12 protein-coding genes are annotated in these 15891 nt (G+C 38.2%); 2 read left to right on the top strand and 10 right to left on the bottom strand.

The window, feature by feature from the left end; all coding sequences use genetic code 11:
• The first annotated feature begins 34 nt into the window (after positions 1-34).
• The gene (trkA, locus tag ESZ26_RS16360) at positions 35-1414 is read left to right on the top strand and encodes a Trk system potassium transporter TrkA (RefSeq protein ID WP_146800524.1); all 1380 of its coding nucleotides are present in this window, start codon (positions 35-37) and stop codon (positions 1412-1414) included.
• Between the two features lie 81 nt (positions 1415-1495).
• On the opposite strand, the gene ESZ26_RS16355 is transcribed toward trkA, so the two are convergent.
• From ESZ26_RS16355 to ESZ26_RS16335, 5 genes are all read right to left on the bottom strand, one after another.
• Positions 1496-2947 carry a TrkH family potassium uptake protein gene (locus tag ESZ26_RS16355; RefSeq protein ID WP_146800523.1) on the bottom strand — a complete coding sequence of 484 codons (1452 nt, stop codon included), beginning with the start codon at positions 2945-2947 and terminating at the stop codon, positions 1496-1498.
• Between the two features lie 107 nt (positions 2948-3054).
• Positions 3055-3414 carry a 5-carboxymethyl-2-hydroxymuconate Delta-isomerase gene (locus ESZ26_RS16350; protein ID WP_146800522.1) on the bottom strand — a complete coding sequence of 120 codons (360 nt, stop codon included), beginning with the start codon at positions 3412-3414 and terminating at the stop codon, positions 3055-3057.
• A 29-nt stretch (positions 3415-3443) separates the two neighbouring features.
• The gene (locus ESZ26_RS16345; protein WP_146800521.1) at positions 3444-4058 is read right to left on the bottom strand and encodes a YigZ family protein; all 615 of its coding nucleotides are present in this window, start codon (positions 4056-4058) and stop codon (positions 3444-3446) included.
• Positions 4059-4088: 30 nt separating this feature from the next.
• Positions 4089-5408: a Xaa-Pro dipeptidase gene (pepQ, locus tag ESZ26_RS16340; protein WP_146800520.1), complete on the bottom strand. Its 1320-nt coding sequence runs from the start codon at positions 5406-5408 to the stop codon at positions 4089-4091.
• 56 nt (positions 5409-5464) lie between these two features.
• The gene (locus tag ESZ26_RS16335; RefSeq protein ID WP_146800519.1) at positions 5465-7384 is read right to left on the bottom strand and encodes a transglycosylase SLT domain-containing protein; all 1920 of its coding nucleotides are present in this window, start codon (positions 7382-7384) and stop codon (positions 5465-5467) included.
• 322 nt (positions 7385-7706) lie between these two features.
• On the opposite strand from ESZ26_RS16335, the gene tusA reads away from it, so the two are divergent.
• Positions 7707-7967 (top strand): sulfurtransferase TusA, encoded by a 261-nt coding sequence (gene tusA, locus ESZ26_RS16330; RefSeq protein WP_146800518.1) that lies wholly within the window; start codon positions 7707-7709, stop codon positions 7965-7967.
• 60 nt (positions 7968-8027) lie between these two features.
• On the opposite strand, the gene glyS is transcribed toward tusA, so the two are convergent.
• From glyS to dnaN, 5 genes are all read right to left on the bottom strand, one after another.
• The gene (gene glyS, locus ESZ26_RS16325) at positions 8028-10094 is read right to left on the bottom strand and encodes a glycine--tRNA ligase subunit beta (protein ID WP_146800517.1); all 2067 of its coding nucleotides are present in this window, start codon (positions 10092-10094) and stop codon (positions 8028-8030) included.
• Positions 10094-11017 carry a glycine--tRNA ligase subunit alpha gene (glyQ, locus tag ESZ26_RS16320; RefSeq protein ID WP_146800516.1) on the bottom strand — a complete coding sequence of 308 codons (924 nt, stop codon included), beginning with the start codon at positions 11015-11017 and terminating at the stop codon, positions 10094-10096. Before glyQ ends, glyS begins: the two co-directional genes overlap by 1 nt.
• Before the next feature lie 210 nt (positions 11018-11227).
• Entirely contained in the window at positions 11228-13672 is a 2445-nt protein-coding gene (gene gyrB / locus ESZ26_RS16315; RefSeq protein ID WP_146800515.1) for a DNA topoisomerase (ATP-hydrolyzing) subunit B, read from the bottom strand.
• 10 nt (positions 13673-13682) lie between these two features.
• On the bottom strand, positions 13683-14771 hold the full coding sequence (recF, locus tag ESZ26_RS16310; RefSeq protein WP_146800514.1) for a DNA replication/repair protein RecF: 1089 nt from the start codon (positions 14769-14771) through the stop codon (positions 13683-13685).
• Positions 14771-15874 (bottom strand): DNA polymerase III subunit beta, encoded by a 1104-nt coding sequence (gene dnaN / locus ESZ26_RS16305; protein WP_146800513.1) that lies wholly within the window; start codon positions 15872-15874, stop codon positions 14771-14773. The genes recF and dnaN overlap by 1 nt, the downstream gene beginning before the upstream one ends.
• Between the last annotated feature and the right edge of the window lie 17 nt (positions 15875-15891).

Genomic DNA, 15891 nt, shown 5'->3' with positions numbered 1-15891 from the left:
TAGCCGTTTAAAGACTAAAAATTAAAGTTAACTTATGAAAATAATAATAATTGGCGCAGGGCAAGTGGGCGGAACATTAGCTGAAAATCTTGTTGGTGAGCGTAACGATATTACGCTCATTGATACCAATGCAGAAACCTTGCATGAATTACAAGATAAAATGGACTTGCAAGTTGTTATTGGTAATGGCTGTCACCCCGATGTATTAAAGCAAGCGGGTGCAGAGGATGCCGAATTGGTTATCGCGGTAAGTAGCGATGACGCAACAAATATGCTCGCCTGCCAAATTTGTTATACATTATTTAACACCGCAAATAAAATAGCCCGAATTCGTTCATCACAAATATTACGCTATCAAAAAGAACTCTTTCAATCAAAAAACATCCCCGTAGATCATGTTATTGCCCCAGAACAATTAGTTACCCGTGATATTGCGCGTTTAATTGATTATCCAGGCGCACTACAAGTCTTAGAGTTTGCCCAAGGGAAAGTCAGTCTAGTCGCGGTAAAAGCTTATTATGGTGGTTTATTGGTTGGCCATGCCCTATCAACCTTGCGTGAACATATTCCCAATGTTGATACTCGAGTTGCCGCTATTTATCGTAACGGCAAACCTATTCGTCCGCTCGGTACTACCGTTATTGAAGCCGATGATGAAGTGTTTTTTATTGCCGCAACCATACATATTCGAGCGGTGATGAATGAATTGCAAAAACTCGAAGCGTCATACAAAAGAATTATGATTGCTGGCGGTGGTAATATAGGCGCCGGTTTAGCCAAGATATTAGAAAAAAACCATCAAGTTAAACTTATTGAACGTTCACCAAAGCGTGCGGAATATTTAGCATCAGAACTTAACGATACCTTAGTTTTTGTCGGTGATTCTTCCGACCAAGAACTGTTACTTGAAGAACATATTGACCAATTCGACGTCTTTATTGCGGTCACCAATGACGATGAAGCGAATATTATGTCGTCGTTGTTAGCAAAACGTTTAGGTGTGCGTAAAGCGATGGTACTTATACAGCGAAGTGCTTACATAGATTTAGTACACGGCAGTGAGATTGATATAGCCGTATCACCACAGCATGCTACTATTTCAGCGCTATTAACACATGTCCGCCGTGGTAGTATAGATAACGTATATAGCTTACGTGGCGGTGCTGCAGAAGCTATTGAGATTATTGCTAAAGGCGATGAAAAATCGTCGAAAGTCGTCGGCAAAACTATTCAAGCCATTAAACTCCCACCAGGCACAACCATTGGCGCCATTGTTAGGCAGGATGAAGTGTTAATTGCTCACTCTGACACAAAAATAATGTCAGAAGACCATGTTATTCTGTTCTTGGTCAATAAACGTTATATTTATGATGTAGAGAAACTATTCCATGTTGACGCGCTTAATTTTTATTAAGCTAAGGTTAGGGTCATAAAAACTAAAACCCCAGATTAATCTGGGGTTTTTATTGTCTATTATCGCCATAATACTTTACGACTAAGAGCGCCAAAAACCTGGGGTAAAGAGTACCAATAAAGTAAATATTTCTAAGCGACCAAAGAGCATAGCAACAATTAATACCCATTTACTGAAATCGGTGATCTCAGCAAAGTTTGCCGCTACAGCACCTAAGCCCGGGCCTAAGTTATTCAAACAAGCAGCTACCGCAGTAAAAGCCGTAATGTCGTCCATACCTGTGGCAAGCAGTAACAACATACAAATGATAAACACCGCGGCATAAGCAGAGAAAAAGCCCCAAATAGCCTCAACAACACGATCAGGTAAAGCTTTACGACCTAATTTTATCGTAAAAACAGCCTTGGGATGCACTAAACGGTTTAATTCTCGTAAACCTTGTAGGTATAGCAGTACCACTCTAACAACTTTCATGCCGCCACCAGTACTACCTGCACAACCACCGATAAAGCTGGCAAAGATTAAAAGTATCGGCAGTAACGTTGGCCAATCGGCAAAGCTAGTTGTCGCAAAGCCTGCGGTAGTGCTAATAGAGACTGATTGGAACAAGGCTTGATCGAAGGCTTCGAAACCATCTTCATAGGTGCCCGTTGCTAATAGCACAACTAAACAAATTAGCGTTAAAACAAACTGAATAGCAATAAAGACTTTAAACTCAGGATCAAAGAAATAATTTTTTAACGACCGGCTGTGCAGTACCGCAAAATGCAGCGCAAAATTCACTCCGGCGATGAGTAAGAAAAAGACACAAACAAAATTAATTGCGGGGCTATTAAAGTAACCCATACTGTCGGTATGCGTAGAGTAACCACCAATAGCAATCGTTGAGAATGCATGACAAATAGCATCAAAAGCAGACATACCTGCTCCCCAATAACTAATCGCACAGGCAATGGTTAAAAATAAATAAATATACCACAGATGTTTGGCTGTATCGGCAATACGAGGTGTCATCTTTGAATCTTTAACCGGCCCTGGTGTTTCAGCGCGATAAAGCTGCATACCACCAATACCTAACATAGGCAAAACCGCCACGGCTAATACTATAATTCCCATACCGCCAAGCCACTGTAATTGCTGGCGATACCAAAGCACAGCGTGCGGTAAACCATCAATCTCTTTTAGAATGGTAGCCCCGGTAGTTGTCAATCCAGAAAAGGATTCGAAAAAAGCATCGGCAATGGATAAATTGGGGTTATCTAAGAGCAGAAGCGGCACGGCAGAGAAACTCGCCAGTACCACCCAGAATAAAACGACAATTAAAAAGCCTTCACGTGCACGCAAGTCACTTTTTTCATTTTTAAAAGGATACCAAGCAAGTAAACCGGCAAATAAGCAAAACAGGAATGCCGTAAGAAAGGAAACACCACCACCATCACGATATAATAGTGCAATTAAAGCAGGCGGCAGCATGGTCACACTCAACAGAGCAACCAACAAGCCAAGAATTCGAATGATATTTTTTATTTGCACGAGTTAATTTTTATTATTCAGTAAAGTCATCGACCACATGTTTTTTGATGATAAAGCATAAAGATCAACACTGCGACTTTAAATCGCCTATTTCGTCTTTAATTTATTCAGCTGACACATTTATTATAAGAATCTCGCTCGATATCAACTATTTCAACACTGATTGAAACGGATTGAATGGCAAAACGATTAAGGTGTTCTAGCACTAATTGTGAAAGTTGTTGCCTTTGTTTTCCAGTTCGACCCGATAAAATTTTACAGCAGACATGAATAAATCGTTGCGGGTTATTGTGAACGCCATTTGGCGTTTGTGCGTAAAAATCGTTAAAAGCCATTGCTCTAATTTTAATGTCTGAAGGAGAAAATAGTGTCGACTCTGTTGCAGCAAGAAAAACCGCAGACATAAGCGCTTTAACTGTTAATGTTTCGTTCAATTCTTGTGAGTATTCGATAATACAATGCGGCATAATATTGTCCTTTTCGCTGGTTCTACAGTCTAATCCTTGTCTCTAAGGTTTAATAACCCTGAAGAGAGCGTTTGTAGTTGCTGTTTAACTTTTATTAATTGCGCTTCAGGTAAAGCAATAACTAACGCTATTTGAGCCGCAAAGTCTTGTTGAATAATTTCACCTTTCGCTTGTTCTACAAAATATAAGACATCGTTTATTTGTCCGTAATCACAAGTTAATTGCTGTTCTACCATAGGCACTTTAGTGGTGGTTGCTAATAGGAGTAGCGCTTGACGGACACTACCGCCATAAGCGCGTTGTAATCCACCAGTGCCTAGCTTAGTACCACCAAAATAACGGACAACGATTGCAGATAATTCACCAATGTCACTGCCTTGTAAAACAGATAGCATAGGTCTACCCGCAGTACCCGAGGGTTCGCCATCATCAGAAAAGCCATAACCTTGGCTATCTTCGGGTCGTCCGGTAAGAAAAGCATAACAATGGTGGCTTGCTTGAGGATGTAATTGCTGACATTTTTTTAACTGTTGTTTCGCTTCTTCATGACTAGAGCATGGCGAAATAAAGCAAATAAAACGACTACGGCTAACAATGGTTTCATCGACAACATTGTTAGCCGCTATTTGGTATGGTTTAGCCATAGTTTTAAGGTCTAGGGAATAATATCAGTTTTATTTTAACTCTAATTCACGGGTCATATTTTCGTTATGCAATTGATGAACAATAATATTATCTTCAATACGAATACCACCGAATGGACGCATAGCCTCTATTTTTTCCCAATTTATCATTTTGCCATTTTTTGAAGCTTTAAGATCGGCCAATAATGATTCAATAAAATATAAGCCAGGTTCAATAGTGAACACTTGATTACTTTCAATAATACGTGAGGTACGTAAAAAGGGATGTTGTTCTGGTGTATTAGCATGTGTACCACGTTCATCGGCCATAAAACCGCCCACATCATGCGTTTGTAAGCCTAAATGATGACCTAAACCATGTGGAAAGAAGGTTGAAATAATACCCGTTTCAACTGCGGTATCAACATCAACATTAATAAAGCCGAATTCGTGCAATACATTACCTATGTCACGATAGGTTTCAATATGTAAGTCCACATAACTTTTTCCGGGTTTTAAGCCATCAACAGCATTGAGCATCAATTTGTTCATGCGGGCAATCAATTCAGCAAACTTATCACGTTTAAATGAATAAGTACGTGTTATATCAGAGGCATAGCCATTAAAGCTTGCGCCAGCATCAATTAAAAAAGAACGATGTGCTTGTGGTACACCACGGTCTAAAGCGGTGTAATGTAAAATGGAGGTATTTGTATTCAGTGCAACAATATTGCCATAAGGTGTTTCGTCACCGGTATGATTGGTTGCTTTTAAATAAGCTTGCTGAATGTCAAATTCTGATGAGCCTTGCAGAAAAGCGCTTTTTGCCGCTTTATGACCAGTGACAGCGATCGCGTTAGATTTACGTAAACACTCTTGTTCATATTGCGTTTTATAAGCGCGATGATAATGGATGTAATTGAGTAAAGGTTCAGGGTTTATATTTTTAAATCCCAGTGCTTTTGCCACTTCGAAATGTTCGCCGATATAGGCAAAATCTGTTTTATCATAAGGTAGCAATTTCTCCACATCAGTGGCTTTAGTCAGCACTTTAATATCAAAAAAATCATTCCAATAGTTATCAACTAAAGGAGTAACTTTATGCCAAAAATCAACGGGTTGATAATAAATAAGTGTTGGTTTGTCTTCACCATTAACAATCAACCAGCAATTTGGGATATTCACCAATGGCAACCAAGCTTTAAAATGAGGATTAACTTTAAAGGGGTAACCATAATCATCAAGAAATACTTTAATTTCTTGGCCAGAATGAATCACCAAACCTTGTAGGTTCTCTCGTTTTAAAACAGACTTCGAGCGTTGCTGAAGTTCGCTTATATGAGCTGGGTAAAGTGTTGCTAATTTGATCATTGATGGCGCCTCTAAAAATTTTCCAATATCATATCACACTCTGCTAAATTATTAATTTACTGAGCAATACTCATGCTAAATATCTGATCAAATAGTGATGCTTCTTGCCCTACTTTTATTTGATATATTTCTTGATAGGCCATAACACTTTTCACATATTCACGTGTTTCTTTATAAGGAATAGTCTCAATCCAAATGTCGGCTGGCATAGGCTTTAATCCTTTTAACCAACTCCTAACCCGATACGGACCGGCATTATAAGCGGCTGTTGCTAGTACTTGATTACCATCATGTCGGTCAAGCAAACGTTTTAAATACTTTGTGCCTAGTTTTATATTATCTTTCGCATTCATCAAACGCTTGTTAGTCACTTTACGCTTTTGTAAATGTTTAGCCGTTGCAGGCATAACTTGCATTAACCCCTTTGCACCTGCAGGTGAGTTAGCGTCAGCCATAAATGAGCTCTCTCTGCGCGCTATCGCAAATGCCCAAGCAGGATTTATTTTGTATATTCCGGCTGAATGCGTTATTTCATCAGCAAAGGCTAATGGGAAGCGTAAATCAACATCATCTAAATAACCGACATTAGATAAGGTAAAAATAGCACGGTCAAACCATTGTGCTTCATAAGCAATTCTTGATGCTGCCAATTTTTCTCGATCGTTCAACTGTGACAACCAAAAGTTCCATTCACGTCGAGCTTGATGAAAACGTCCTATATGAAAAAACTCAAAAGCTCTTTTCGCCGCTGGGTTTTTCAACAAAGCGACCTTTTCAGCAAGGCTAATAGCTAATGGATTATTTTGTAAATTAACGCTTTGCTGAATAGCGCTTGCGGCAAGGAACCCATAGTAATGACGTTTATTTGCTAATTCACTTAACACCTCATGCCCTAGCGCTGTCTCTCCTGTTTCAAGTAAACTGCGACCGTACCAGTAGCGCCATTGGTTTTTCTTGTGTAATGTTTCAGGTAGTGCTTTTAAATCAGCTTTTATGGCTGGCCAATCTTGCTCTCTCAGTAAATCAGCCATTCTCCATTGTACAATATTTGTCGACTGTAGTTTTTCATCGACCTTTGCCAACCATAACGCTGAGCCTTTATGATTTTTACTGGCTAACGCGATAGCGAATTTTAAAACAATTTGCTGTTGTTGTGATTCTGAAAAAGGTAATACTTCTATAGCTTTACTATAAGTATTTAACGCTTTTTCAGGGTTACGCCAAATTAAACGTTTTAAACCATAGGCGGCAATAGCGGCTTCTTTAACAGATTTTTGTGGAAAACGTTTCATATTGCTAATGTAAGCAGGATCACGTCGAACTTTATGCCATAAGGTGCCTAGATACTGCTCTTTTTCTGGTAGAAGTTGGGTTAAATAAGGAATTAAGGTATGTTTGCCGCCATCTGCAGCCAATGCTATACGTTGCCATATACGTTCATCTGTTCTGTAACCTGCTTTTTGCCAAAGAGTAAAGAGTGGGTCACATACTTTCGGCTGAGACTTTCCCACCACCCATAGCTTGGTGATCTTAGGTAATATTTTTGATGCTGCCACGCCTGATTTTAATTGATAACGATAATACTGGCAGGTCAATTCAACATCTGAAGTTGGTTTAAAAAAATTTTGAAATAATAATGCGTTATCTCGTTTGGCTAAATAGCTTAGCCATTTTTTTCGCAGTGGCCAATCGAGTGGTGAACCTCGGTATTTCTCAAGAAACTGACTAATTTCTGCGGTATACGACATTTTCATACCATGCATTAATCGTTGTTGATCTAAGTAAGGTTGCAAAGGGTAATAATGTAATTGCTGATACAAGGTTTGATAATGTGAAGAATTAGGTTGCCAAACGTACTTTTCCGCTTCTTGAAATGCTTGACGAATACTGGTTTGATTTGCAGATGTTGTTGTACTGATTAAACTCGATAGGAAAAGTGAGAAAATTATCAACACTGAAAATATTAAACGAAACATGTTGTTACCTTACTTATAAGAGAAATTACTACTTTGGGAGGTTAATTGACCCGATCTAGCTGAGAATATTTTCTGTTTAAACCTGCAACTATAGCGTAATGACTGTAGTTATCAGCATACCCTTAATTTTTCACGCATCGACAAACAAAGCAAGTAAAATTAGCATGCTCTGCTTGTTGATATTAAGCATTGATAAATTGACGATTAACTTTACATTTACGTGATGTTGTCTTGGCTTTTGTAAATAAAATTTAGTCTTGATACCCTGCTTTGTTTTTTTTTGCTAACATTGCCTTATCGATTATCTCCTTTGTATATCACCATGAATAATAACCCTGAAGATGTTTTCAAAAATGCCGATCACTTACTAGATGCTATTGGATTACGTTGCCCAGAGCCGGTAATGATGGTTAGAAAGTCAATTCGAAAAATTTCAGTCCATGAGACTTTATTAATCACAGCAGACGATCCTTCAACAACACGAGATATTCCAAGCTTTTGTCGTTTTATGGATCACGAACTCATCGCCCAACAAACTAGCGAAAAACCTTTTCTCTATTTGATCAAAAAAGGGAAAGCTTAACACTTTCCCTTTTTAAATATTTAGCACTACTCACTAAGCGTCGTTACGACTAACACTTACCTATTGTAAAAGTGCAACATCAGCAATAGCAAAGAAACTATTTCTAATCTCATTTAACAGCGTTAAACGATTGGTTTTAATCGCTTCATCGTCGGCCATCACCATAACATTATCAAAAAAGTCATCTATCGGTGCTTTTAAACAAGCAAGCTCTGTTAATGCAGCTTGGTAATCTTTAGCTAACATCATCGGTGCTATGGTCGTTTTTACTTCGTTAAATGCTTTAGCTAACGCTTTTTCTTGCGTTTCAATGGCTAAGTCAGCTTTAAACGTTGGGTAAAGTTCACCGTTAAATTTTGCTAAAATATTACCAACACGTTTATTCGCGGCAGCTAATGTTGCTGCTTGTTCTAATGATTTAAAATGGCTTACCGCTTTAATACGCTTTTCAAAGTCTAAAGGTTCAGTAGGCGCATTGGCTAATACCGCTAAAATAACGTCAACTGATATACCTTGCTCTTGGTAATAGGCTCTGAATCTACCTAAAACAAAGTCAACAACTTGGCTATTAACGTTTTCATTTGCAAGTTTATCACCGTATAAATCAACACTTTCTTTTATTAAGTTATTGATATCTAATGGCAATTTCTTTTCTATAATAATTCGAATCAAACCAATTGCCGCACGACGCAAAGCAAATGGGTCTTTATCACCTTTAGGTGGTTGGTTAATGCCAAAGATACCCACTAAACTGTCAATTTTATCTGCAATAGCAACAGCACAACCAATATTACCTTCAGGTAAGGCATCACCCGCATAACGAGGACGATATTGATCTTCTAGCGCTTGAGCAACTTCAGGTGCTTCACCATCATTCTCAGCGTAATACTTTCCCATAGTACCTTGTACTTGAGGAAACTCTAAAACCATATCAGACATCAAATCAGTTTTACTGAGTAAACCGGCACGTTTTGCTTGCTCAGTGTTCTCACCTATTTGTCCAGCAATAACAGCGCTTAATGAAGCAATACGTTCAGACTTCTCTTTTAATGTCCCTAACTGTTTCTCAAATAATACCGATGATAAACTTTCTAAGCGTGACGCTAACGTTTTGCTCTTATCTGTTTTAAAGAAAAATTCTGCATCCGCTAAACGCGGACGAATAACTTTTTCATTACCTTTAATCACTTGAATAGGGTCTTTACTTTCAATGTTGGTCACGAAAATAAACTTATTCAATAACTGACCATTTTTATCATTTACCGGGAAGTATTTTTGATGATCTTTCATTGAATAAATAAGTGGTTCAGCAGGAACGTCTAAAAAGGCTTTATCAAAACTCCCGATTAATATCACGGGCCATTCAACTAAACCGGTAACTTCTTCTAATAGCTCGTCATCGATTAACGCAACACCGTCTAATTGCTCAGCGGCTTTATTAATTTCTGCCAAGATTAATGCTTGTCGCTGTTGGTAGTCAACTTGTACAAATGCGGCGGTTAACTTTTCTTCGTATTCATCGGCATGGGCTAAAGTAACGAGGCCCTCATGATGAAAGCGGTGACCCGTAACCACATTACTTGAACTTACATCTAAAGTTTCACCGGCAATCACTTCTGCGCCAAACATTATGGTCAAGGTATGCACAGGACGAATAAACTGGGTACGAGTACTTCCCCAACGCATAGGTTTAGGGATAGGTAATTTACTTACTGCAACGTTTACCATAGCGGGAATTAGGTCTGCAACCGTTTTTCCTGTTTGTGTAGCACGATGTAATAGCCATTCACCTTTGTCAGTCTTTAAACGCTGCGCTTCTTCAACACTGATACCATTTGAACGGGCCCAACCTTGAGCGGCTTTACTTGGCTCACCGTTAGCATCAAATGCTACATCAACGGCAGGACCACGTTTTTCAATTTCTTTGTCGGCTTGTTTATCAACTAACTGGCTTACTGTAACGGCTAAACGTCGTGGCGTAGCAAACCATTTAATATCTTGGTAAGCTAAACCGGCATTGTCTAATTGATCTTTTATTTGCTGATAAAAAGTAACCGCAAGGTTTTTCAATGATTTCGGCGGTAATTCTTCGGTACCCAGCTCTATTAATAGTGTTTCTGTGTTCATTATGATTTCCCACCAGCAGTATTATTATTCTTACAAAGAGGAAAACCTAATTCTTCACGCTTATCGTAATAAGCCTGCGCACAAGCTTTTGATAATGTTCTAACTCTTAGTATATAACGTTGTCGTTCGGTCACTGAAATAGCGTGACGAGCGTCTAGCAGGTTAAAAGCGTGAGAAGCTTTCATTACTTGCTCATAGGCCGGTAAGGCTAAGCCTGCTGCAATTAATTTCTGGCTGTCTTTTTCACATTGATCAAAGGTATTAAATAATGCTTCTACATCAGCATGCTCAAAATTATACGTTGATTGTTCAACCTCATTTTGATGAAAAACATCACCGTATAGTACAGTGCCCATTGGGCCATCAGCCCATACTAGGTCATAGATACTATCCACATTTTGAATATACATAGCTAAACGTTCTAAGCCATAGGTTATTTCACCTGTGACTGGGGTACACTCTAAACCACCAACTTGTTGGAAGTAAGTAAATTGTGATACTTCCATACCGTTTAACCAAATCTCCCATCCTAATCCCCAGGCGCCTAGCGTCGGTGATTCCCAGTTATCTTCAACAAAGCGGATATCATGAACAAGTGGGTCAATGCCCAGCTCTTTTAAAGAATTTAAGTACAATTCTTGAATGTTTTTTGGCGAAGGTTTTAACATCACTTGGAATTGATAGTAATGTTGTAAACGATTCGGGTTTTCACCATAACGACCATCGGTAGGACGGCGACAAGGCTGAACATAAGCACTACTCATCGGCTCAGGGCCGATAGAACGTAAAAATGTCATTGGGTGAAAGGTACCAGCGCCTACTTCAAGATCAAGCGGTTGTACGATGACACAACCTTGGCGAGACCAGTAGTCTTGTAGCTGAAAGATTAATCCTTGAAATGTTTTTATATTGAACGTACTCATAATTTTCCGATTCATTATTCGTGTTAGTTTTACCGATAACGGCTAATGAGATTAAGTATACCGATTGACTTATTATTAACCTAGTAACAAGTTAACAAACTTTGAATTTTACTCAGCAATCAATTTACTTTAGCTATTACCGTATTGCAGAATGTTAAAATGCCCAGATTTGATGTCCGGGCATTTATAATTTTAACTTAGCGAGCTTATCTATATATCTAAGTTAGATACATTTAATGCGTTCGCTTCAATGAAGTTTCTACGTGGTTCAACATGATCACCCATTAATGTGGTGAACAACAGATCCGCAGCAATAGCATCTTCAATGGTAACTTGTAACATACGGCGAGTTTCAGGATCCATAGTGGTTTCCCATAACTGGCTTGGGTTCATTTCACCCAATCCTTTATAACGCTGGATGTACTGGCCACGTTTCGATTCAGCCATTAGCCATATCAGTGCTTCTTCAAAGGTGGTAACCGTTTTAATTTTTTCGCCACGTTTAACATAACCACCTTCTTCAATGAGACCATTGATAGCGGTATTTAAGCCAAAAATAGTTTCGAATTCTTTTGAATGAATGAATTCGTAACCACAATCATAAATATGATCAATACCATGCTGGCGAACGTTAAAACTTGGATAATAGATATTTCTTTCTGGATCATGCTTTATATCAGCAGAATAGATAGAACCGTTACCATCTTGTTCGTCTAACTGTGCCACTAAATCGGCGACCCATGCTTCAACTAACACTTTATCGTTGAAATCAGTTTTCATGATTTCTCTGCTGTAGATCATTTTTTCTAATATATCAGCAGGAATTTGACGTGAGACGCGTTTAATAATGTCATGCGTTTTACGATACTGTTTCACTAACTGTTCTAATGCTACACCTGAAATAGCCGGTGCTGATTCATTAACATGAATCTCTGCAGTATCTAACGCTAACGTTGTTAAGTACTCTGTTAAACCATCATCATCTTTAATGTAACGTTCTTGCTTACCTTTTTTCACTTTATAAAGTGGTGGTTGAGCAATAAAGATATGACCACGTTCCATTATTTCTGGCATTTGACGATAAAAGAATGTCAGTAATAAAGTACGTATATGAGAACCATCGACATCGGCATCGGTCATAATGATGATACTATGATAACGAAGTTTCTCTGGATTATATTCATCACGGCCAATACCACAACCTAAGGCGGTGATTAATGTTCCTACTTCTTGTGATGAAATCATTTTATCAAAACGTGCTTTTTCAACGTTAAGAATTTTACCTTTCAACGGTAGTATTGCTTGGTTTCTACGATTTCGTCCCTGCTTGGCAGAGCCGCCAGCAGAGTCTCCTTCGACAATATAGAGTTCAGAAAGGGCCGGATCTTTTTCCTGACAATCAGCTAATTTACCAGGTAAGCCAGCAATGTCTAAAGCACCTTTACGTCGCGTCATTTCACGGGCTTTACGCGCCGCTTCACGTGCTCTAGCTGCATCAACAATTTTCATGATAATAGTACGAGCAACGGAAGGTTTTTCTAACAGGTATTCACCAAGTTTCTCGCCCATTGCTTGTTCAACAGCCGTTTTAACTTCTGAAGATACCAGTTTATCTTTGGTCTGCGATGAAAATTTAGGATCAGGGACTTTTACCGAAATTACTGCGGTTAAGCCTTCACGAGCATCATCACCCGAAGCACTTGTTTCTGTGCTGCCACCTTTCTTAGTTTTATTAAGGCCTTCTTTTACCATGTAACTATTAAGTGTACGTGTTAAAGCAGTACGGAAACCGCTTAAGTGAGTACCACCATCACGTTGAGGTATGTTATTGGTAAAACAGTGAATACTTTCTTGGAAACCATCATTCCACTGCATAGCAACTTCAACAATGATGCCATCTTCACGTTCTAAATCGAAATAGAATATTTCTTCATTGACCGGTGTTTTGTTCGTGTTTAAATAATCAACGAAAGCTTGAATACCACCGTCAAATTTAAAATGGTCTTCTTTGCCCTTTTCACGTTCATCGATTAAACGAATTGAAATACCAGAGTTTAAGAAAGATAACTCACGGATACGTTTAACTAATAAGTCATAGTGAAATAGCACATCTGTGAAGGTATTTTCACTTGGCCAGAAACGTACTTCAGTACCTGTTTTATCACTAACACCGACTTCAGCTAACGGAGCTTCAGCGACGCCTTCGTGATATATCTGCTCAAATAATTTACCCGCTCGACGGATATTCAGCTTTAGCTTGCTGCTTAAAGCATTTACCACAGAAATACCAACACCATGAAGGCCACCGGAAACTTTATAACCAGAGTCTTCACCACCAAACTTACCACCAGCATGAAGTACTGTCATGATAACTTCAGCAGCCGAAATACCTTCTTCAGGGTGTATGTCAGTTGGAATACCACGACCATCATCTCTAACCGATACAGAGCCGTCTATGTGTATTTTAACGACAATTTCACTACAATGACCTGCTAAGGCTTCATCGATAGAATTATCTAAAACTTCAAATACCATATGATGCAAGCCACTGCCATCATCCGTGTCACCAATGTACATTCCTGGTCTTTTACGTACAGCGTCAAGTCCTTTTAGAACTTTGATACTGTCTGAGCCGTATTCATTTTCTACTGTCATAGCGTATAGCCTATTTACCTATTGCTGAGATTTGTCCATGTTTCACGTGAAACATCTTATAATTATTATCAGTAGGAACCAAGGGTTCTACTGCGATTTTATCAATTGCCGTGATGATAACTTGGCAGTCTAATTTATTTATCGCGTTGTTTAATAAAGTTCTAGAGTTTAAATCTAGTTCCGCACCTACATCGTCAATTAATAAAATTGGTTTTACTCGTTTAACTTTTTCTATTAACTTTGCTTGTGCAAAAGTTAACGCCAGTAAAAACAACTTTTGTTGGCCACGTGATAATTGATTATCTATTACCACATTACCCGTTAAAAATTTCACATCAAACTTTTGTGCACCGTATAAACTAAAGCCTGCTTTTTTCTCTCTCTCTCTATTCTGTAACAACACATCACTGAGTGTTTTTTTACTGTTCCAACCTTGGCTATAAGATATCGATATACCTGCAGCTAAACTAGGTAACATCAATTCTAACCAAGGTTGAAGCTCAACAGAAAGCTCTTTAATATATTCGTCGCGTAATTTAGCAACTCTAACCGATGCTTCACAAAATACTTGGCTCCAATAATTTAAGGTTTCAACATCAGACCTATTACGTAAACAAGCATTTCTTTGTTTTAGTATTCTTGAAAATTCTTTCCAATAATCTGAAAATGAATGTTTCACGTGAAACAACCCTAAATCAATGAAACGTCTTCTTTGTTTAGGGCCACCAAAAAATAATTTAAAACTTTCTGGTGTGATCACCTGTACCGCGATATTTATTGCTAACTGGGAAAGCTGCCTGTGCTTTTCTCCAGCAATTTTAATTTCTGTTAGCCCGGTTGTAAAATCTTTTGCAACACCTAACTGTAATCCCTTATCGTCTTTAGCACTAACAATGAATTTACTTTTATTGTGAGTAACTAAATTTTCAACTTGCGATGTTCTAAAAGACTTACCATGACCCAAATAAAAAATAGCTTCTAATAAACTACTTTTACCACTGCCATTGTCACCGATAATAAAATTAATATTATCGTTTAATTCAATGGTATCTGTTGCTAAATTTCTAAAATCGTAAGCGGTAAGTTTCTCTATACTCATTACAAGCGCATTGGCATAACAACATAAATAGCTTCGTTACTCTCAGCGCCTTCTATAACTACACTACTATTTGCATCGGCTAAAGTAAATTTAACCTCAGGTTCTTTTATCGCGTTCAACACATCGAGCACATAATTTACGTTGAAACCGATCTCGACTTCATCATAAGGAAAGTCAATTTCTAAAACTTCCTCTGCTTGTTCCTGTTCAGGATTATTGGCAGTAATTTTTAGTTCATGCTTAGAAAAATTTAAACGCACACCTTTAAATTTATCATTTGATAATATAGAGGCACGTGATAGAAGTTGTCGTAAATTGTCTTTACTGGTGTTGAGTACTTTATCACCATTACGCGGTAGTACACGACGGTAATCTGGGAATCGACCATCGACTAATTTACTGGTGAATGAGAATTCACTATCAATAATACGAATGTGATTAGAACCAAGAAAAACTTGTACGTTCTCTTCGACTGGGTCAAGTAAACGAATAATCTCTAATATACCTTTGCGAGGCACAATCACTTGTCTTGATGGCAACGTCAGGCCATTAGATGAAATTTTACAAATCGCTAAACGATGCCCATCAGTAGCAACCGAACGAATCTCGTTACCTTCAGTTTCTATAGACATACCATTAAGATAATATCTAACATCTTGATTTGCCATAGAAAAATGAGTACTTTCTATTAAACGAAGCAAGTCAGATTTAAATATTTGAAATTCAACATCGCCCTTCCACTCTTCTATATTAGGAAAGTCAGCGGCAGGTAGCGTTGCTAAAGAATATTTACTTCTACCGGTACTGATAATTATTGCTTCATTATTCGATTCAAAAGATAACATTGAATCTTCAGGTAAACTTTTACAAATATCGAGAAGCTTGCGGGCTGGAATAGTAATTTTACCATCTTCACCTTGGTTATCTATTTGCGTACTAGATACCATTTCAAGCTCTAAATCAGTGGCTGTTAACGTAAGTGACTGCCCACTTATATCCAAAAGAATATTACCAAGAATAGGTAATGTACTTTTACGTTCTACGGCACCAGAAACCAATAAAAGCGGTTTCAGTAATAATTCCCTATTTAATGAAAACTTCATTTATCTACCTATCTTTT

The sequence above is a fragment of the Colwellia hornerae genome (assembly GCF_007954355.1).
Lineage (GTDB): Bacteria > Pseudomonadota > Gammaproteobacteria > Enterobacterales > Alteromonadaceae > Colwellia_A > Colwellia_A hornerae.
This window is presented reverse-complemented; position numbering and strand designations above follow the sequence as displayed.